Annotated in this window: 14 protein-coding genes; 8 read left to right on the top strand and 6 right to left on the bottom strand. The window is 64.7% G+C overall.

The features are described from left to right. Nucleotides 1-436 precede the first annotated feature (436 nt). The 6 genes from KO516_RS04160 to KO516_RS04135 all read left to right on the top strand — a co-directional run bounded on the left by KO516_RS04160 (nucleotide 437) and on the right by KO516_RS04135 (nucleotide 8,841). Complete coding sequence (locus tag KO516_RS04160; protein ID WP_216002552.1) at nucleotides 437-1,861, top strand: hypothetical protein; 1,425 nt, start codon at nucleotides 437-439, stop codon at nucleotides 1,859-1,861. Continuing rightward, nucleotides 1,858-3,591, top strand: a complete 1,734-nt coding sequence (locus tag KO516_RS04155) for a hypothetical protein (RefSeq protein WP_216002551.1) — start codon at nucleotides 1,858-1,860, stop codon at nucleotides 3,589-3,591. Before KO516_RS04160 ends, KO516_RS04155 begins: the two co-directional genes overlap by 4 nt. 257 nt (nucleotides 3,592-3,848) lie before the next feature. Then, the gene (locus tag KO516_RS04150; RefSeq protein WP_216002550.1) at nucleotides 3,849-4,826 is read left to right on the top strand and encodes a nitroreductase family protein; all 978 of its coding nucleotides are present in this window, start codon (nucleotides 3,849-3,851) and stop codon (nucleotides 4,824-4,826) included. Nucleotides 4,827-4,880: 54 nt separating this feature from the next. Continuing rightward, entirely contained in the window at nucleotides 4,881-6,143 is a 1,263-nt protein-coding gene (locus KO516_RS04145) for a polysaccharide pyruvyl transferase family protein (protein WP_216002549.1), read from the top strand. Nucleotides 6,144-6,151: 8 nt separating this feature from the next. Then, on the top strand, nucleotides 6,152-7,681 hold the full coding sequence (locus KO516_RS04140) for an oligosaccharide flippase family protein (RefSeq protein WP_216002548.1): 1,530 nt from the start codon (nucleotides 6,152-6,154) through the stop codon (nucleotides 7,679-7,681). Beyond that, nucleotides 7,678-8,841, top strand: coding sequence for a glycosyltransferase family 4 protein (locus tag KO516_RS04135; RefSeq protein ID WP_216002547.1), 1,164 nt, complete (start codon nucleotides 7,678-7,680; stop codon nucleotides 8,839-8,841). Before KO516_RS04140 ends, KO516_RS04135 begins: the two co-directional genes overlap by 4 nt. On the opposite strand, the gene KO516_RS04130 is transcribed toward KO516_RS04135, so the two are convergent. From KO516_RS04130 to KO516_RS04120, 3 genes are all read right to left on the bottom strand, one after another. Then, nucleotides 8,831-9,394 carry a WcaF family extracellular polysaccharide biosynthesis acetyltransferase gene (locus KO516_RS04130; RefSeq protein WP_216002546.1) on the bottom strand — a complete coding sequence of 188 codons (564 nt, stop codon included), beginning with the start codon at nucleotides 9,392-9,394 and terminating at the stop codon, nucleotides 8,831-8,833. The genes KO516_RS04135 and KO516_RS04130 overlap by 11 nt on opposite strands. A 68-nt stretch (nucleotides 9,395-9,462) precedes the next feature. Next, nucleotides 9,463-11,439 carry a glycoside hydrolase family 55 protein gene (locus KO516_RS04125; RefSeq protein WP_216002545.1) on the bottom strand — a complete coding sequence of 659 codons (1,977 nt, stop codon included), beginning with the start codon at nucleotides 11,437-11,439 and terminating at the stop codon, nucleotides 9,463-9,465. A gap of 203 nt (nucleotides 11,440-11,642) precedes the next feature. Then, nucleotides 11,643-11,903 carry a hypothetical protein gene (locus tag KO516_RS04120; RefSeq protein WP_216002544.1) on the bottom strand — a complete coding sequence of 87 codons (261 nt, stop codon included), beginning with the start codon at nucleotides 11,901-11,903 and terminating at the stop codon, nucleotides 11,643-11,645. Nucleotides 11,904-12,241: 338 nt separating this feature from the next. Between KO516_RS04120 and KO516_RS24685 the strand changes: the two genes are divergently transcribed. Then, nucleotides 12,242-13,378 carry a glycosyltransferase gene (locus tag KO516_RS24685; protein ID WP_216002543.1) on the top strand — a complete coding sequence of 379 codons (1,137 nt, stop codon included), beginning with the start codon at nucleotides 12,242-12,244 and terminating at the stop codon, nucleotides 13,376-13,378. A 24-nt stretch (nucleotides 13,379-13,402) separates the two neighbouring features. After that, nucleotides 13,403-14,581 carry a glycosyltransferase gene (locus KO516_RS24030; RefSeq protein WP_252737387.1) on the top strand — a complete coding sequence of 393 codons (1,179 nt, stop codon included), beginning with the start codon at nucleotides 13,403-13,405 and terminating at the stop codon, nucleotides 14,579-14,581. Here the strand turns inward: KO516_RS24030 and KO516_RS04105 are convergent. The 3 genes from KO516_RS04105 to KO516_RS04095 form a co-directional block, all read right to left on the bottom strand. Next, nucleotides 14,578-16,641: a GumC family protein gene (locus KO516_RS04105; RefSeq protein ID WP_371742027.1), complete on the bottom strand. Its 2,064-nt coding sequence runs from the start codon at nucleotides 16,639-16,641 to the stop codon at nucleotides 14,578-14,580. The two genes, KO516_RS24030 and KO516_RS04105, sit on opposite strands and share 4 nt — an antisense overlap. Nucleotides 16,642-16,875: 234 nt before the next feature. After that, a complete protein-coding gene (locus KO516_RS04100; protein ID WP_216002542.1) occupies nucleotides 16,876-17,907 on the bottom strand; it encodes an NAD-dependent epimerase/dehydratase family protein in 1,032 nt (343 codons plus the stop codon). Between the two features lie 8 nt (nucleotides 17,908-17,915). After that, the coding region (locus KO516_RS04095; RefSeq protein ID WP_305833011.1) for a UDP binding domain-containing protein at nucleotides 17,916-18,614 on the bottom strand (699 nt) is incomplete at its 5' end.

Raw genomic sequence — 18,614 nt, 5'->3', positions numbered from 1 at the left:
GCGTCTCGAAGGCCCGTCAGGCAAGATCGTCGGCGAAATATGGAGGGATGTCTTCGCTTCCCCTGCCATGATGGTTGGGCCGCTGGCGGGGTCCAAAGCGAATCGCACCTGATCCGGGGCGAACATGTCTTCGATCTCTGGGCCCGGCACATGACGGGCACATAAAGAGGCGGCATCCCAGACGCCAACCCGGTCCGGGCGTAAAATTTGGGCGTCACCAAAACGCCAGGCAAGCCGTTACAGCCAAGGCGGCCTTGCAGGCCTTGCGCATGTGATGTTCGCCAGCCTGCCGCACAATGCGCCGTTTTGCACGTGGGATGGGCATCAGCGCCCGGCCCGTACTGGCATGCACGGTCAATCATGATAGGGTGCAGTCGCATCGCCGACTGTCTCGACTGTGCGACGCGACCTTTCCGCCCCAGACATCCGAGCCCCGATGATCCCCTTTTATCTTCTGAATTGTCTTGGCCTCGTGATTGTCTTCGATGCCGGAGACGCGCATCCCTTCGCCTCGGTGCTGCTTGCAATCAGTTTTCTGGTGTCGCTGACCTGCTTCACCTACGCGGTGTTTTCCCGCAGCCTTTCGGCGACCAGCTTTGCCTATCTGCTCTATGCCACCTACGGGTTCATCCTTGCCGGGCTGATGCAGGTACGCAGCGACAGGTTCTACTGGATCAACAACGCGGTGCAGCGCGAATACATCCCCGATGCGGCGGTGATCGTGCTGCTGTCGACGCTGGCCTTTGCTCTGGGCTATTTCTGCCGGGTCGCCAGTCGGCCCACCCCCATCGAAAGGCCTTTGACCGAGGTGCCGCAGGGGCAGCGAAACCGCATCGCGCGGGCGACCTTTGTCGTCTGCCTTCTGACCTTTGCCTATCTGCTGATGGCGGTCGCCACCTATGGGATTGCCGCCTTCATCGGCACCCGCCACACCACCGGGATCGCGCTGCTCGCCAGTGGTGGCAGCACCGCGACCTACGGGCTGATCTTCACGCTGACCCGCGGCATGGCCATCGCCTCGATGGTGATCGCGGGCTATGTGCTGTTGCGGATGCGCATCCGCAACAACTGGACCTTGGCCGCCATGGTGCTGGCCTGCCTGACGCTGTGCATTGCCAATTTCCCACCTGCCCTGCCCCGGTTCTGGCTGATCGCCACGATCCTTGCGGTGCTGATGAGCACCGCCAAAGGCTGGTTCCTGCGCTGGAAGACGGCGCTGTTCGCCGCCGCGCCGCTGCTGATGTTCGGCCTGTTCCCGGCCTTGCAGGCCTATAACCGCCGGAGCGAGAGCGTTAATCTGAACGTGTCGTTCACCTCGCCGCTCGAAGGCATGATGCATGGCGATTACGATGGCGTGCAGGCGATGGTGAACGTTTTTGGAATGGTCAGCCAAGAAGGCGTGACGCTGGGCAGCCGCCTGCTGTCGGCGCTGCTGTTCTTCGTGCCGCGCTCGATCTGGGGCGGCAAGCACGAGCCGACCGGCTCGGAAGCCGCCGAAATCGCCGGCTTCAATTTCCTCAACATCAGCGCGCCGGTTCCGGGCGAGCTGTTCGCCGATTTCCACTATGTCGGAGCGATCGGCGGCATGGTGCTGTTTGGCTGGCTGATCCGCGCGCTGGACGATGGCTATGACGAGGCGCGCCGCCCGGTGATCAGCATGATGGCGGTAATCCTTGCGGGCTTTGCGCCGATCATCGGACGCGGGCCATTGCTGGGGGTGATCGCGGCCCCGGCCTCGGCGCTGTTTCTGGTGGGGCTGTGGTGGGGCCTGTCGCGGATCGTTCTGGCGCGCCAGCCCCGCGCCGCCAGCCGTGCCCGCCCTCGCCATGGGCCCACGCGGCCGGCGGACCGACATTCATGAAGCGGCGCAACCTGCTTCTGGGGGGGGTGCTGCTGCCGCTGGGCCATGGCGGCGCGGCGCAACAGGCCAGCCGGGAGGCGCTGTCTGACACCCCGCCTCCGCAAACCGCAAACGAGCTGCGGCAGACGCCCGATCTTGCGGCCCGTCTGGCGGATCTGGGCTTGGCGCCGGGGGATTGCTTTGCGCTGATGGATGGCAGCCGCTACGCGCTGCTGCCGCCCGAAGCGACGGATCACGACCTGCCCCTGCCCGGAGACGCGCTGAATCAGAAGCTGCGGGTGCTGCCATCCGACGGGCGCATTCTTTTGGCGTCGTGGGGGATCGCGCCGCTGTCGCCTGCCCGCGGTGGGCCCGATCCGGCCAGCGCGCCAGATATCTCCGAGGCGCTGACGCGCGCGGTGATCCGGGCCATGACAAACCATGCCGAACTGGTGCTGCCCCCGGGGATGATGCGGGTCACCCGACCCGGCGCGCTGCTGGCCCGCGATCTGGCGGGCCGCCACGACGGTCTGCGCATCAGCGGTGCAGGACAGCAATCGACCGTGCTGGTCTATGACCCCGTAGATGCCTCTGAACCCTTGCTCTGGAACAACAATTCGGTGCTGGGGCTGCGCCTTGCCCGGCTGACGCTTTACACCGATGTGCCGGGGGCGGTGTTTGCCCGCTGCTATGGCAGCGGTATTTCGCAGGATCACCAGTTCATTGACATCGCCTTTCGCGGCCGCTGGGGCATTGGCATCGAAATGGTGCCCGACCCTGAGACCGGCGCCGCTGGCAACAACAATTCCGAATTCCTGTTCGATCGGGTGCACAGCGCGGTCTATCTCGACCCGTTTACGCTGTTGCTGGGCCGCTCGTCCGATCAGAATCTGAATTACTGGTTCCGCAACTGCAAGCTCTGGGGCTGGGTGACCATTGCCCGGCTGCACAAGGGCGGGCATCTGCATATCTCGGATTGCGACGTGTCGGGTTATGCGCCCAAGGCCGCCAATTATCTGGTCGAGCTGCTGGGCGACAATCATGCGCGCGGCGTCTGTGCCTGCAGCATCCGCAACCTTCGGGTCGAGCTGAAAACCGAGCAGGCGCTGCTGCTGCGCTCGGAATGGCCATCTGGCACCATCGACATCTCCGGGCTTGATCTGTCCTCGCAGACCTACCGCATGACCCCCGCCGCCCCGGTGATCGAGCTGATCCTTGGCGAAGGGCGCGGGCCGATCCTGTCGGTGTCGGACTCGCAATTCGCCGGGCAGCTGCGGGTGGACAACCACGGCCAGAAGGGGTCGGATCAGGCGCTGATCGCCTTTACCCGCTGCAGCTTCTTTCATGGCGCTGGCCCCGACGAGGTGGTGATCTATGACGGTTCCAAGGCGCCGCGGCGCATCCCCGACATGATCTTTCGCGACTGCCGCGGCACGGCGCGGCGCGACCGCGGCCTGTGGGATTGCAACCTCGGCGCGCTGCTGGGAGGGGCCTGCCGCATCGAAAGCCATCAGGCGCTGCTGCCCGCTGACGGCAGCGCGCAGCGCCTGCCCAAAGGCGCCCGGATCGAGGCGCTGGTCGACCCCGCGACCATGACCCCGGTGCCCGGCCTGCGGCTGTGGTCCGCTGGCCACGATGTGACCCCCGTGCCGGGCCGACCGCTGCCGGTGTCGGACGGCACGCCAGTGGCGTTGCGCCCCGAACCGGGCGCAACCTTTCCGGGCATGTGCCTTTTGCATTATCGCGCATGACGCAAGCGGCGCATGGCCCACCGCGCCAAGAATATGCGGAAAAAAGCAACGGCTCGGAAGTGTTGCAGGTTTTCTGCAGTGCGGCAGCTTTTTCCTTGCGCAGCCTCGGGTGTTGGCACTAGGCGGGTAAGGCAGGGCAACCGCAGGGCGCCCGCCTGATCAGGATTTCCAGTCACGGATGCCATGACCTTACTGCCTATCGATACGTCTTCCCCGCACGCCCGCCGTTACCGCAACCAATCCAGAAGGGTCTGGGCATGAGCCTGAAATCCACGCTGAACCGTTTGCGGCGAACACGACCCGTCCGCATCGCGCTGTGCTGGGTCAAGGCGATCCGCTGGTGCCGCTATTATGTGCAGCATTCCGGGGCTTTCCCGCGCAGCTATAACGCCACCGCGTCCCGCGCCTGGATCATGCGCGAAGCCCATACCGTCGAAAAGGGCCTGTCGCTGCCGCAGGTCCGCCGGTTCTTTGGCAAGGCCAAGACCGACCACCTGCGCCGCGAAATGACCGCCAGCTTGGCCGTTCCCGGCAACGCTCCGGCGATCGCCGTCGGGCAAAGCGTTCTGGCCAGCTACGTGGACTGGCACCGCGATCAGGGGGCCACCGACCCGGTGGTCGACAATATCGCTGCCGAGGTTGCGGGCTATGAGGCGAGCCGCCCGGATCTGGGCGGCACCATCCCCAACCGCCCCGATGTAAGCGATGACGAACGCGCGCTGTATGACCGGCTGGTCAGCACCCGCCGGTCGGTGCGCAACTACGCCCCCGGCCCCGTCGACCCGGCGCTTTTGCAAGAGGCGATCGACCTTGCCAATCTCAGCCCCTCGGTCTGCAACCGGCAGCCCTGGGCGGTGGCGGTGGTACAGGACCCGGACATGCTGCGCCGGATGCTGTCGCTGCAGGCGGGCAACAAGGGGTTCGATCACACCATCCACAATCTTTTGGTGGTGCTGGCCGACACAACCGCCTTTGTCGAGGAATACGAGTTGTTCGAACCCTTCGTGGATGCGGGCATCTTTTCCGGCGCGCTGGTGAATGCGCTCAACGCGCGCAACATCGGCTCGTGCTGCCTGAACCTGTGCGTATCGCACAAGATGGCGCGCAAGGTGATCGGGGCGCTGGGAATAGACCCGCGCTTTTACCCTGTCATGATGATTTCCTGCGGACCCGCCGCCGAAGATTGCACGGTGCCGATTTCGGCCCGGCTTCAGGCGCAGACCTTTCATTTCTGACCCCGGCCGGTCTGCGCATTGCGTCGCGTACCGGCCCCGAAAACAGACGAGCCCATGTCCAGCACTGACCAGATGACCGCGCCAGATCCCGTAGCAACCGCCCCGGCAGGGCCGTCCAAACGGATCGTTTTTTCCTTTCAACTGCTGACCAATATCGGCTGCGAGATCATCATCCGCGGGTCCATCGCCTTTTTGAAACGGGCCTATCCCGATCACGACCTGACCTTCGTGGTGTCAAGCTACCACCCGGAGCGCGACCGGGCGTTGCTGGCCGATGTGTCCGGCGTGCGCGTGGTGCCGATGCTGGAACGCAAGCGCTATGTGCGCGGCGTGCTGCGCAAGACCGGGCTGTTCATCTCGCACTGGACCCCGCGCTTTGCCAGCAGCGAATTCAAGTCGGCAGACCTGTTCTGTTCGGTGGGCGGCGACATCTACACCATGTTCGGCGATGCCCTGCCCGAGGATTGGCTGGGCTATGAATCCTATGCCACCCGCCACGGCATTCCCGCCATCATGTTCGGCGCCAACATGGAACGCTTCGAGGTGCTGTCAGAGGCGCACCGCGCCCAGCTGCTGGATCACCTGAAGCGGTTCCGCCTGCTGGTGGCCCGCGACAAGGGCACCGCCGATTACCTCGCCGGCCATGGCATCGCCGACAATGTCGCCATTTTCCCCGACCCGATCTTTTCGCTGCGCCCGAAAACCGTGTTCGAGCGCCGCAAGGTGCATCGGATCGGCATCAACTTCACCCCCTTCCTGCTGGAGAAATTCGGCGATGGCATCGTCGAGCGCTACGCCCGCATCACCGAAGGGCTGGTGCGGCAGGGCTACGAGGTCAGCCTCGTGCCGCATGTTTCCTCGCCCGACGGGCGCGGAACCCAGCATGATCCGCGCACGCTGGACCAGCTGCATGCGGCGCTGGCCCCCGACATCGCCGCCAAGGTGCAGGTGTGGCGCGGCGAGATGTCCTTTGCCTCGATCTCGCAGATGCTGTCCGAGCTGGACATGTTCGTGGGCGCGCGGATGCATGGCTGCCTCAGCTCGCTGACGCTGGGCAAGCCGGTGTTCTTCGTGGGCTACAGCCGCAAGGCCAAGACCATGGTGGATTGGCTCAAATCCGCCTCGCCCTTTGCCGACATGGCGCAAAGCTTTTGCGTCAAGGATGGCGACAAGGTCGAGCTGAGCGATATCGAGGCGCTGATCGCCGATCACGATGCCTGGGCCGCCGCCGGTGACACCCCGGTCACAGTCGATACCCGCGGCTGGCTGGACGGGCTGCCGCTGTGGCAGAAGATGCCCGATCTGAACAAGGCCTGAGCCACATCATGACCGACACACCCGGCGTTTCCGACCCGGTCGCAGGTAAAACCACCGGCGCCTCATCCGCGGGCGTACAATCGTCGGGGCGCACCGCCGCGCGCGGCATGGCCTGGACGGCGCTGTCGCTGGTGGTGTCCAAGCTGCTGTCCTTTGGCAGTCAGGTGGCGCTTGGCTACCTGCTGGCGGTGGACACCTATGCCATCTTCGCACTGCTCACCACGGCGATGATCTTTGTCAACGGCTTCCAGAATCCGGGCGTGTCGAAGATGCTGATCCAGCAGCATGACCGGCTGGACGAGATCCTGCCCGATTATTCCGCCTTTGCGCTATGGCTGGGCTCGATCGGGCTGGTGCTGTTTCTCGTGGTCGGCATCGGGTTCGAGATGACCTATGACGTGCGCCCGCTGTTCTGGGTGATCGCGCTGGCCGGGCTGAGCATCCCGCTCAAGGCGGCGACGACGGTCTACATGGCGGTGATGAGCGTCAATTATGATTTCCGCGCCATCAGCATGGCCGAGATGAAACGCTCGCTGTTCTATTACGTGGTGCTTGTCGGGGCGGCGGCGCTGGGGGCGGCGGGCTATACCATGGCGCTGGCGCTGGCGGCGGCGACGCTGTTTCATGTGGCCTTGCTGAAACGGGCGACGCCGGGGCTGCGGCTGTCGTGGAAGCTGACGCCGCGCCGGTTCTGGCAGATGACGGTGGAAATGCGCTGGGTGCTGCTGTCGTCCTTTCTGTTCGCGCTTGGGATGAACGGCGATTACCTGCTGCTGGGCGAAATGCTCAGCGCCGAGGAGCTGGGCTATTATTTCTTCGGCTTCACGCTGGTGGCCAACCTGACGGTGATGATCTCGATGGGGATCAATCAGGCGCTGCTGCCGCTGTTTTCCAAGCTCAAGCACGATCTGGCGCAGCTGCGGCGGCAATATCTGCGCATCAGCGGCGCGGTCACCCTGATGATCAGCATCCTGTGCATCGGGCTGGTCGGGATCGGCCCGATGCTGGTGCATCTGGTGTGGGGCGGCAAATGGGACCCGGCGATCGTCGTGGTGGTCAGCATCGCCGCGGTCCTGCCGGTGCGGCTGACGGCGAACCTTGCCGGGGTGGTGTTCGAAAGCCAGGGCGCGTGGGGTTGGCGGCTGATGACGCTGATCTGGGATGCCGGGTTCATCCTGATCTGTGCCTTTGTCGGCGCAACGCTGGACGGGTTCAACGGTGCAACCATCGCGGTGGCGCTGCAACGGCTGGTCAGCGGCTTGCTGACCTTTCCGCTGGCCGCAAACATGATCGGCATCGCGCCGCGCCGCACCGTCGGCTTTTTCGCGCGCTGCTTTACCGTCTACGGGGCCGTGGTGGTGGCGATGTTGCTTGCCGACCCATGGCGCGGAGTCAGCGTCCATGACAGCACGCTGATCCTGCGCCCGATGCTGGAAACCGCGGCGGCGCTGGCGGTATTTCTGGCCTATAATCTGGCCTTCAACCGTGAACTGATGGTGGCCATGCTGGGCATCCTGCGCCGAAAGAAAACCCCATGACAACAGCCGCTTCGCATCTGCTGTTCATTCTGGAAGGCGGCGAGGGCTACGGCGTGATGCGGGTCTGGGACACGCTGCTGCGCGGGTTGCCGGCGCGGGGGCACCGGGTGTCGGTGCTGCTGCTGCGCGACAATGCCACGCTGCGCGCGCGGCTGGAAACGCAGGGCATCGACGTGCTGCACCTGCCGGTCGCATCGCCCTCGCCGCGCGGCAGCGGGAGGGCGCAAAAGGTTTGGGCATTGGGGCGTCGGGGGGTCGCGCAGCTGGGTCTTGCCCGCCGCCTTGCGCGGGAAATCCGCGCCCGCGGCATCGATACCATCCTGCTGCAAAGCCCGCTGGCCACGATGCTGGCGGCGCTGAGCGCGCGCTGGTCGGGCACCCGCGCCTTTTGGATGATGCCCAATTCGGTCAGCTCGGGCTATCCGCTGGATCTGAACCGGCGGGTTTACCGGGCGCTGTTCCGCGCCGGACCGCTGATCCCGGTGGCCAATTCGCACCATACCGATGGCACTTTGGGGCCGGGGCACTATCGCCGCCACGTGCTGCATCTGGGCATCGATACCGACACCTTCTGCCCGGGCGCCGGGGCGGGCCTGCAATCAAGGGCCGCGCTTGGCATTCCCGAAGAGGCGCCTCTGCTGGGGCTGATGGCACGCATCACCCCCGAAAAGGGGCAGGCCGAGCTGATCGAAGCCATGAGCCTTGCTGGCGCAGACGCCCATCTGCTGCTGTGCGGCGGGCCGCTGGAAAGCCGCTTTGCCGGCGCGCTGCGCGAGCAGGTGGCGCAGGCCGGGCTGCAAGACCGGGTGCATTTCGCCGGGCCGCAGGCGGATGTGATCCTGTGGTACGCCCTGTGCGACGTGGTGCTGAACACCCGCACCGATCCCGAACCCTTTGGCTTGTCGGTGATCGAGGCGATGGCCATGGGCAAGCCGGTGCTGGCCCACGGAGCGGGCGGGCCGTCAGAAACGGTGATCGACGGGGAAACCGGCTGGCTGATGTCCGCCCCGACCGCCGCCGCCTATGCCGAGGGGATCGCACGCGCGCTGGCCGACCAGCCCCGCTGGGCAGAGATGGGCGCGGCGGCCACCGCCCATGCCCGGGCGCATTTTTCCGAAAACACCATGCTGGATGGGCTTGGGGCGCTGCTCAGTCGCTGACAGCGGCGGCGCGCGGCCCGAGATCCCGCAGCGGGTTACCGGCGCAGATCCGTGCCGGCGGCACGTCGCGCAGGATCAACGAGCGCGCACCGATCACCGCGCCCTCCCCGATGCTGACCCCCGGCCCGACGAAACAGCCCGCGGCCAGCCAGCTTTCGGCCCCGATGCGGACAGGGCGGCAATCATAGCGAAAATCGATCTGCCGGTGATCGTGCGAGCCGGTGCAGACATAGCAATCCTGCGACACGCAGGCGTTGTCACCGATGTCGATCTCGGCCAGAGAATACAGCTCGGCCCGATCGCCAATCCAGACATTGTCTCCGATGGTCACCCGCCAGGGATAGGTGATGCGCGCCGACGGGCGGATCTTGACCCCCCGCCCCACGCGCGCGCCAAACGCCCGCAGCACCATGGCGCGCCAGCCATGCAGCGGCTGCGGCGACAGCCCGATCAGCACCGCTTGGACAATCCACCACAGTTGGACGTAAAGGCCCGAGCGCCCGCGGAATCCCGCCGGCACCCGGAACAGCCCAAGATCCTGATATGTCGCCATTTTGCTCCCCGTATTCGTCGCGACACCCAGCTTAACAGATCCCCCCCCGCGCACCAGCGGGAGCGGGCTCAGACGATGAATTCCACCTCTACGAAGATCGAGGTGCCCTGTTGGTTGGCAACGCCGTTGGCGTCACGCAGCACCAGCGTTTCATTTCCCAAGGGCACGAGAAAGCTGACCGGCAGATCGATGTTCAGCACAGAGTTCAGTGGATGATCGCCACTTTGCGCAATCAGCGTACCAGCGCCGTCCTCGAGCCGGAAGTTTACGGTATTGATGCTGCTCAGCAGGCCCGAGTTGCGAAAGGCCACACGGGTGATCACCGCCCGCGCCGGAAGCTGCGCGGTAAAGGTTCCGGTGGTCAGCGGGGTGCCGCGCCCGGTCACATCGCGGAACACGAAAGACCGTTTGCCGAAATGGCCGTTCTTGGCAAGGCGTGAGCCAAGCACCACATCCCAGACCACCAACGAGGTGGAGCTGCTGGGGGTGGCCGACCGACAGCGATCAAGTTCGACCAGCCAGCTGCCACCAACGTTCGTCGTGCGGTTGAAGGTCAGGAAATCATCCGGGCTGTTTTGCCGGATCGTACACATCCGATAGGCGGCATTGTGTTCATAGACATACGCCCCGGTGCCGTTCGAATAGACATGAGTGCCGATCAGATCGCACCCTTCGAACAGAACGGTCGGCCCCTGGGTATTGCCGCAACTGAAATGGGTATTGATGACGGTGTCGTACCCGCTGGGTGTGACCGCGCCGCAATCCAGATCACGGAACGCGACGGTGCCGTAATTCCATTCGCAGTAGATGAGCTTGGAGGCGACATTCTTGTGCTCCACCCGTCCGCCGGTGACGGTAAAGCTACACACGCCGCGCGCATGATCATCGCCCAGCAGCTCGAACAGCGGCGCGCCTCTGCTCGACTGGTTCTGCGTCATGCCGGGGGCCAGCCCGGACCAGTCGCAATTGACGAAATGGAAATGTCCGCCCTTGCGGGCCCGCAGGAACTGGCCGTCGTACAGCCAGAATTTGCAGTTGGTGGCCCAGTAGTTGAGAAACTGGTCCGACCCTTCGCTGGGAATGTCCAGAACGGTGTCGCGAATGGTCGCGGTGATCGCGCAATTCGACCAGCGCCATTCGGAATTGTTGTTGCCACCTTCCAGACGGTACAACTTCTGCCAGGTGCCGTTCCAGTTACAGTTCTCGAACAGGACATCCTGAGCGCCGCCGCTGGCGTTTACGAACATGAACCGCGCAGTGTCGCTGCTGGCGGTGAACCGCAGGTTTCGGAACCGCACAAAGAGGAACTCATTGGGATTGTAGCAAAGATAGTCTTCGCCATCGTGGCCGAAATGAATGGTGGTGCCGGTGGCGTCGCCTTCATAGGTCAGCCCCATCGCGCGGCCCACGCCCAGCGTGTCCATCAGGCTGCGCGGACTGTTCACCAGATATTGCCCGCCGGGCAAGAACACCGCGTGCTGGACGATCTCGTTGCTGCCGATGGTCGGTGCCTGTTTGCTGGACACGGCCGCGCGAAAGGCGGTTCTGATCGCGGCGCTGTCATCGGTCACGCTGTCGCCCTGCGCGCCAAAGGCGCGAACGTCGAAGCCGCGCGGGCCCGGTTCGACGTACAGTTTCGCCCCCCCGGCGGTGGTCACGTGGTGATCGCTCGCATCGCTGGCGGCAACGCGATAGACATAGGTTTCGGCCTGGGTCATCAGGCGCATCCCCGCCGTGAAAAACTCTGGCGGGCGGGTGTCGCTTATCAGCGTGTCGACATCCGGAACCGGGCTGTCCGCCGCGAGCATCGCCAGCATCCCGTCTTGCGTCATGCTCACGACCGTCGCGCTGGGGGCAGCGGACACCCCCGAGAAGATCTCGTAAACGCCTTGGGGCGTCAGGCATCGGTCGCCATCGACGAAGCCGGACAATGCGCTCATCTCGCTGGTCGAGGCCAGCTTGACCGGCATACGTTGCCGGATCTCCTCAAGGGTGGTTTTCAACCGGCTTCCGGTCATCGGAAGCGAAGGGATTACGAGTGCCATGTAGCATGTCTCCGGTAGAATGGACTCAGGTCGTGCTCGTCACCCGGTTCCGGGGGGAGGCCCAACGCGGGGCCGCTCGACCTATACAAAGATGGTATCTGCCGTGATGAGGTCGTCGGCATGCAGCAGCGAGATCGTCGTCCCCCCCGATGCAGAGACGACGATCGGCTGCGACCCCGAGAACAAAAGCCCGAGGCCGAGCATCAATAAAGCCCGACAAGGGCGCCAGCACTGGTGCCCGTCGCCCACACCCGCTTGACGCGCAGCGGAAAGATCCCCCCGGCCTGAAGGAACAGCGTCGCTTCGCTATCGTCGAGCAGCGTCACGTGAACGTCGCCGGATACCCCGACGTTCAGGGCACGGGTGACCGTCGACAGATCGGTTGCGTCGCTGGGCGTGATATCGAACCCACCATAGGGCGGCGAGTTGAGGCCATGCGTGAACTGGCTGTACTTGTCTGACATCTCTTGTTTCTCCGGCAGTGAACAACTTTGCTCCGGCACGGGCGGGCGCATCTGCCATCCCGGTTCGGTTGCTGAAGAATCCTTCTGTTTCGTTAAAAAACCGGCTCGGCACCGCGCGCGGTTCCGGCCTTGCTGCAACACCTGCGGGCAGACCCGACATTTGCGCCGCTTTGCAGCCGTCTCAAGCCGCACCCCGTGTTGCACCCGGTCTCGCGATCAGCGTAACGATAGCCCAAGATCCGCCGCGTTGGCCCCCGGTGCGCAAACTGTGCGTAAACGGAGCGCATGACCGGCACCCACAGACAGGCCGCAATGCGCCCCCGGCAGGAGAACCGCCCGTGACAGATAGCAGGTCTTTTCTTGCCCCCGGCACACAGGCAGACCCGACGCGGCTGGTCTTTGTGTGGAACAATTTCGGCCCGATGCACGCCGACCGGCTGGAAGCCGTGGCCCAGCGGTTTCCCGCAGCGCAGGTACACGGGATCGAGTTGTTCGACCGTGACGTCACCTATGACTGGGTCGGGGATGACAGGCCGGGCTTTGACAAGATCACCCTGTTCGCGATGGACGAGGCCCCCGGCCTTGCGCGCCGCACCCTGCGTTTGCTGCGCGCGGCCTGGGGGTTGCGCCGGGCACAGTGGTTCCTGTGCCATTACGAACGCCCCGAGGTTCTGGCCACGGCGGTGGTTCTGCGGCTGTGCGGGGCGCGGGTGTTTACCATGGGCTGTTCGAAATTTGACGACAAGCCGCGCCGCGCGCGCGGCGAATGGCTCAAAAGTCTGGCTCTGCGCCCCTATTACGGGGCCATCGGCACGCAGGAGAGATCGACCGATTATTTCCGCTTTCTCGGCCTGCGCCGCGTTGCCAGCCCCTACAACACCCTGTCCATCGACCGGATGCGCGCGCAGGCGGCGGATGTGCCCCGCCCTACCTTTGCCGACAGGCCGTGGACCATCGTCGCCCGGCTGGTCGACAAGAAGAACCTCGCCATGGCGCTTGAGGCCTTCGCGCTCTATCGCGCAGCCGGTGGGCAGCGCCTGCTGAACCTGTGCGGCAATGGCCCGCTTGAGCAGGCATTGAAAAAACAGGCCGATGATCTGGGCATCGTCGATGCGGTGATCTTTCACGGCTTCGTGCAGACCGCCGAGATTTCCCGGATTCTCGCAAGCAGCCTCGCGCTGATCCTGCCCAGCCTCGAAGAACAGTTCGGCAATGTGGTGATCGAGGCGCAGGCGCTGGATCTGCCGGTGCTGCTGTCGGATCGCTGCGGCGCGCGCGAGATGCTGGTGCAGGATTGGGTGACCGGCTTCAGCTTTCCCCATGACAGCGCCGAAAGCCTTGCAGGATACATGACGCTGCTGGACGCCGACGAAGCGCTCTGCGCGCGGCTTGCCACGGGCGCGCGCGCCAGTGCCCCGCGCGGCGATGTCGCCGCCTTTGCCGAAGCCGTGGCCACGCTGGCCTGCCCCGACTAAGCCCCCAAACCCAGAGGTACGACTTTGAAAGTTCTGCACCTTCTCCAGTCCATCGACAGTCGCGAGGGCGGGGTTGCCAACTACGCCCAGACCATCGCGCATGAACTGCGCCAGCAGGGGATCGACAGCGTCTTTGTCACGCTCGATACGCCCGGCGCCGCCCATCTGGCCGAGTTTCCCTTTGAAACCTACGCCTGCGGGCCTGCGGGCCGCGCCCCCCTTGCCCCAGCCATCGGCGCGGCGGTGGCGCAGCTTGCGCCGGGCTGCGATGCGGCGGTGGTGCATGGCTTGTGGAACCCCGCCGCGATCGGGGGCTATGGGGCATTGCAGGCAGCGGGCCTGCCTTGGGTGCTGTTCCCGCATGGCATGCTCGACCCCTATTTCCGGCGCATCAAGCCGGTGAAACACGTGATCAAGCAGGGCTACTGGTGGCTATGGCAGGGGCGGATGCTGACCGGCGCCGCGCGCGTGCTGTTCACCTGCGAAGAAGAGATGAACCTCGCAAAGGGTGCTTTTGTTGGGCATCAGGGCTATCACGGCCAGCCGGTGGCCTTTTGCGCGGGCGATCTGCGCCTGCCCGAGGCCGAGATGGCGCAGGGCCGCGCCGCATGGCAAGCACGTCTGCCAGAGCTGGAGGCGCGCGACTATTTCCTGTTTCTCAGCCGCATTCACCCCAAAAAGGCATGCGACGATCTGATCCGCGCCTTTGCCAAGGTCGCCCCGGCGCAGCCGGCGCTGGATCTGGTGATCGCCGGTCCCGATCAGGTCGGCTGGCAGGCCGAGCTGCAGGCGCTGGCGCAAGATCTGGGCATCGCAGCGCGGGTGCATTGGCCCGGCATGATCGAGGGGGCCGAGAAATCCGCCGCCTTTGCCGGGGCGCTGGCCTTTACCCTGCCCTCGCATCAGGAAAATTTCGGCATCGTGGTGGCCGAGGCCCTGTCGGTGGATGTGCCGGTGCTGATCTCGAAACAGGTCAATATCTGGCGCGAGATCGATCGCGACGGGGCCGGCATTGCCTGTAACGACACTGTCGAGGACAGCACTGCCATGCTCGAACGCTTCCTTGCGCTGCCCGCCGCGGAACAAGGCGCAATGCGGATCGCCGCACGGCGCTGCTACGAGACGCGGTTCTCGGTCGCAGGAGCAGGGGCGGCGCTGGCCGACGTTCTGTCGCAGATCCAAGCGCCGGACCGCACCCCCTAGCTGGTGTAATAGCCGCGCCCGTAGGCCCCGTAGCCATAGCCGTTGCCGTAGCGTTTCATGCCGCGCTGATCGATGTTGTTCAGCAGCACGCCGTTGAGCTGCACATTGACGCTTTCGAACATTGCCAGCGCTTCGGAAACCATCTTGCGCGGGGTGCTGTCCCAGCGCACCACGAAGATGCCCGCGTCCACATGCTGCGCGATGATGCGCGCATCGGGCACCACCATCACCGGCGGCGTGTCGATGATGATATGGTCATACTTCTGGCGCACCTCGGCGAGCAGCTCGGCAAAGCGTTCCGAGGCAAAGATATCGGCGGCATTGGCCTTGGTCGCTTCGCCGAACAGCACGTCGATTCCGACCGTCGGATCATGCACGACGATCTCGGAAAAGGCCTGCTTGCCGGTCAGCACCGAAATCATCCCCCCCTGCGCCTTGGTGTCGAAATAGGTCGACATGACGCGGCGGCGCAGGTCGCCTTCGATCAGCAGCACCCGGCGGCCCATGCCGGCCAGGTTTTGCGCCAGACTCAGCGACACGGTGGTCTTGCCCTCGCCCGGGATCGACGACGACACCATGATCACCTGCGGCGGGTTGTCGATGTTGGACAACAGCACCGAGGTGCGCAGGTTGCGCACCGCCTCGGCCCCGGCCGAGGTCGGATTTTCGGAGAAATAGGTCAGCACGCCCTTGCGCTTGCGGGGTGGAAGCCGGGGAATTTCGCCGATGACGGCGTATCCTGTGGCGGCCTCCAGCGATTGTGCATCGCGGAAACTGTCGCTCATCCCCTCGCGCAGCAGCACCAGCGCCGCCCCGGCCATCAGGCCCAGAACGCCGTACATCATCAGGATCCGCGACTTGCGCGGCTCGGACGGAACGACCGGAATGACCGCATGCGACAGCACCCGGCTGTCGGCTTGCTGGACCCCCTGCTGCGCCGAGGTTTCCTTGAGTCGCGCCAGAAAATGCTCATAGAGCAGACGGCTGGCCTCGGCCTCCCGGGTGAATTGCTGCAGGGTGATCAGGTCGCTGTTCTGCTTTTGCACGCGGGCTTCGAACTCGCCCAGCGAGGTCGACAGCACCCGTACCTGATTTTCAAGCCGCGCAACCTCCTGCTCAGCCTGTTGCACCAGCCCGTCGAAGCGCAGTCCGAAACGGGTGGCGACTTCGGCCTGCCCGATATCGGGCAGCATCGTCCGGAGCCGCGCGTCGTTGCTTGCCTCGACCTGTGCCTGCGGCGTCTGCGCGCCCGCAAGCGCGGCCACACGCTCCTGCGCGGCCTGCAGGCGGATTTCCGTATCGGCGGTGCGGTCGCGCAGATCCTTGAGCTGGCGTTCGGCGGCCTCAAGCCCTTCGGGGCTGACAAGATCGATGCTGGTGCTGAATTCCTGAGCGCGGGTTTCGGCGGCCTCAAGCTCGATCTGCAACTCGGAGACCCGTTCGGACAGCCAGCTTGCGGCCTGTTCCGTGGCCTCGAATTTCACCTCGAGCTGGTTTTCGATATACATCGCAACCAGCGCATCGGCGAGACGGGTGGCCTTGCGGGAGTCTTCGGATTCGACCGTGACCTGAAACACCAGGCTGTCGGGCACGTTGCGCACCGAGACCGCCCTGCGCAGCGCGTCGATCACCGACTGGCGCGTAAGCCGGGCCGCGTCATCCGAGACAACATCCGAGGCGGGCGGGGCCATCCCCAGCAGGGATTTCACCTTCGCCTTGGCCTGCGCTATCGCCGAGGGCGGATTGAGCGAGCCGTTGAATTCCGGGTCCGAAATCAGATCCTGGCTGTCGACGAGCTTGCCCAGAAGATCGCGGCTGCGCAGCACCTCGACCTCGGTGTTGACGACCGAGCTGTCGCGGCCAAGCCCGCCCACCACGCTGTCAAGGTTGACCACCTGCTGATCGCGGTTGTTCAGCATCACGACCACTTCGGAGCGGTACAGCGGCGTAGCCACCGCATAGGCGTAATAGCCCCCCAGCAGCACCGCTACGGTGGTGATCGCAAAGATGATGAGCCGGCCACGCCAAAGCGTTTGCAACATGGCCCGCAGGTCGATCACGCCGGCATCCCCCGATACCGGGCTTGCCTGCAGCCTGTCACGTATCCCCGTTCCGGGCCGACTCGAAAAAGAAGAAGTGTTCATGGTATCCCGTCATGCCTGGGCCATCCCGCGGATCCGGATTTCGTGGCCAGTTTTCCGTCGAGCATCTTACCGCGCTCTTACCCACTCACGCGCATCATATCCAGCAATGCGCGCCACCCACCGGAGCGATCTGCCCCGGCTGCCTTATCCTCAAGCGTCCGAGGCCGGTTTCCCGGTGTCGTAATGATCCTGATACCAGCGCACGAACTGCGCCACGCCGGTGGCAACGTCGGTGCTAGGCACATAGCCCGTCAGCCGGTGCAGCAACGAGGCATCCGCCCAGGTGGCCGGCACATCGCCGGGCTGCATCGGCATCATGTTGCGGATCGCCGTCCGGTTCAGGGCGGTTTCGATGGCGGCGATGAAATCGGTCAGCTGCACCGCATCGGAATTGCCGATGTTCACCACCCGGAACGGCGCCACCGGCGACAGGCTGTCGCCCTCGGGCACGATGCCGTCTTCGGGGCGCAGCGGGACCGCATCCATCAGGCGGCGGATGCCGGTCACCAGATCGTCGATATAGGTGAAGTCGCGCTTCATGTCGCCGTGGTTGTACACGTCGATGGGCTCGCCGTTCAGGATCGCCTTGGTGAATTTGAACAGCGCCATGTCGGGCCGCCCCCATGGCCCGTAGACGGTGAAGAAGCGGAACATCGTCACCGGCAGGCCGAACAGGTGGGCATAGGAATGCGCCATGTTTTCGCCCGCCTTCTTGGTGGCGGCATAGAACGACATCTGGTGATCGGCCTTGTCGGTCTCGCGGTAGGGCATCTCGGTGTTGGCGCCATAGGCCGACGAGGTCGAGGCCAGCAGCATGTGGCGCGGCGGATAGGCCCGCGCGGCTTCGAGGATCTCGAAGCTGCCGGCGATATTGCTTTCCAGATAGCTGCGCGGGTTTTCGATGGAATAGCGCACCCCCGCCTGCGCCGCGAGATGGATGACGTAATCGGGCCGGTGCTCTTCGAACAGCCCCATCACCAGACCCGGCGTTTCGACCCGGCCGGTGATCTGCACGAAGGCGTTGGATTGCGGCAGCTGGTCGAGCCGCGCCTGTTTCAGCGCCACGTCGTAGTAATCGGTCATGGCATCCAGCCCGATCACCCGGAAGCCCTCTGCCAGCAAACGCTGGCAGAGGTGAAAGCCGATGAACCCTGCCGAGCCGGTGACGAGAACGGTTTGCATCGCGCGGCTCAGTCTGCGCCGAACAGATCGCGGGTGAAGACCTTGTCGGTCACGTCGCGCAGATCGTCGGTGATGCGGTTGGCGACGATCAGGTCGCTCTGCGCCTTGAAGGCCTCCAGATCGTTGACCACGCGGCTGCGGAAGAAGTCGGCTTCTTCCAGCACCGGCTCATGCACGATGACCTCGACGCCCTTGGCCTTGAGCCGCTTCATGATGCCCTGGATCGAGCTCTGGCGGAAATTGTCCGAGCCCGCCTTCATCACAAGGCGGTAGATGCCCACCACCTTGGGCCCGCGCATCAGGATCTGATCGGACAGGAAATCCTTGCGGGTGCGGTTGGCATCGACGATGGCGCGGATCAGGTTCTGCGGCACGTGGGAATAGTTGGCCAGCAGCTGCTTGGTGTCCTTGGGCAGGCAGTAGCCGCCATAGCCGAAGGACGGGTTGTTGTAATGCGCCCCGATGCGCGGATCGAGGCTGACGCCTTCGATGATCTGGCGGCTGTCCATGCCACCGGCCAGCGAATAGCTGTCGAGCTCGTTGAAGAAGGCGACGCGCATCGCAAGATAGGTGTTGGCAAACAGCTTGATCGCCTCGGCCTCGTCGGGGTCGGTGAACAGCGTGGGCACCTCGGTTTCCTCGGAGCCCTGCAGCAGCAGCCGCGCGAAGGTTTCGGCCCGTTCGGACCGCTCGCCCACGATGATCCG

The sequence above is a fragment of the Citreicella sp. C3M06 genome (assembly GCF_018860705.1).
GTDB lineage: Bacteria > Pseudomonadota > Alphaproteobacteria > Rhodobacterales > Rhodobacteraceae > Salipiger.
Note: the sequence above shows the minus strand (reverse complement) of the source record. Positions and strands in the feature narration are given on the sequence as shown.

What these genes read in the sequence shown, in the direction of transcription:
- KO516_RS04160 (WP_216002552.1), top strand. Translation starts at nt 437, where the DNA reads ATGATCCCCTTTTATCTTCTGAATTGTCTTGGCCTCGTGATTGTCTTC.
- KO516_RS04155 (WP_216002551.1), top strand. Translation starts at nt 1,858, where the DNA reads ATGAAGCGGCGCAACCTGCTTCTGGGGGGGGTGCTGCTGCCGCTGGGC.
- KO516_RS04150 (WP_216002550.1), top strand. Translation starts at nt 3,849, where the DNA reads ATGAGCCTGAAATCCACGCTGAACCGTTTGCGGCGAACACGACCCGTC.
- KO516_RS04145 (WP_216002549.1), top strand. Translation starts at nt 4,881, where the DNA reads ATGTCCAGCACTGACCAGATGACCGCGCCAGATCCCGTAGCAACCGCC.
- KO516_RS04140 (WP_216002548.1), top strand. Translation starts at nt 6,152, where the DNA reads ATGACCGACACACCCGGCGTTTCCGACCCGGTCGCAGGTAAAACCACC.
- KO516_RS04135 (WP_216002547.1), top strand. Translation starts at nt 7,678, where the DNA reads ATGACAACAGCCGCTTCGCATCTGCTGTTCATTCTGGAAGGCGGCGAG.
- KO516_RS04130 (WP_216002546.1), bottom strand. Translation starts at nt 9,394, where the DNA reads ATGGCGACATATCAGGATCTTGGGCTGTTCCGGGTGCCGGCGGGATTC.
- KO516_RS04125 (WP_216002545.1), bottom strand. Translation starts at nt 11,439, where the DNA reads ATGGCACTCGTAATCCCTTCGCTTCCGATGACCGGAAGCCGGTTGAAA.
- KO516_RS04120 (WP_216002544.1), bottom strand. Translation starts at nt 11,903, where the DNA reads ATGTCAGACAAGTACAGCCAGTTCACGCATGGCCTCAACTCGCCGCCC.
- KO516_RS04100 (WP_216002542.1), bottom strand. Translation starts at nt 17,907, where the DNA reads ATGCAAACCGTTCTCGTCACCGGCTCGGCAGGGTTCATCGGCTTTCAC.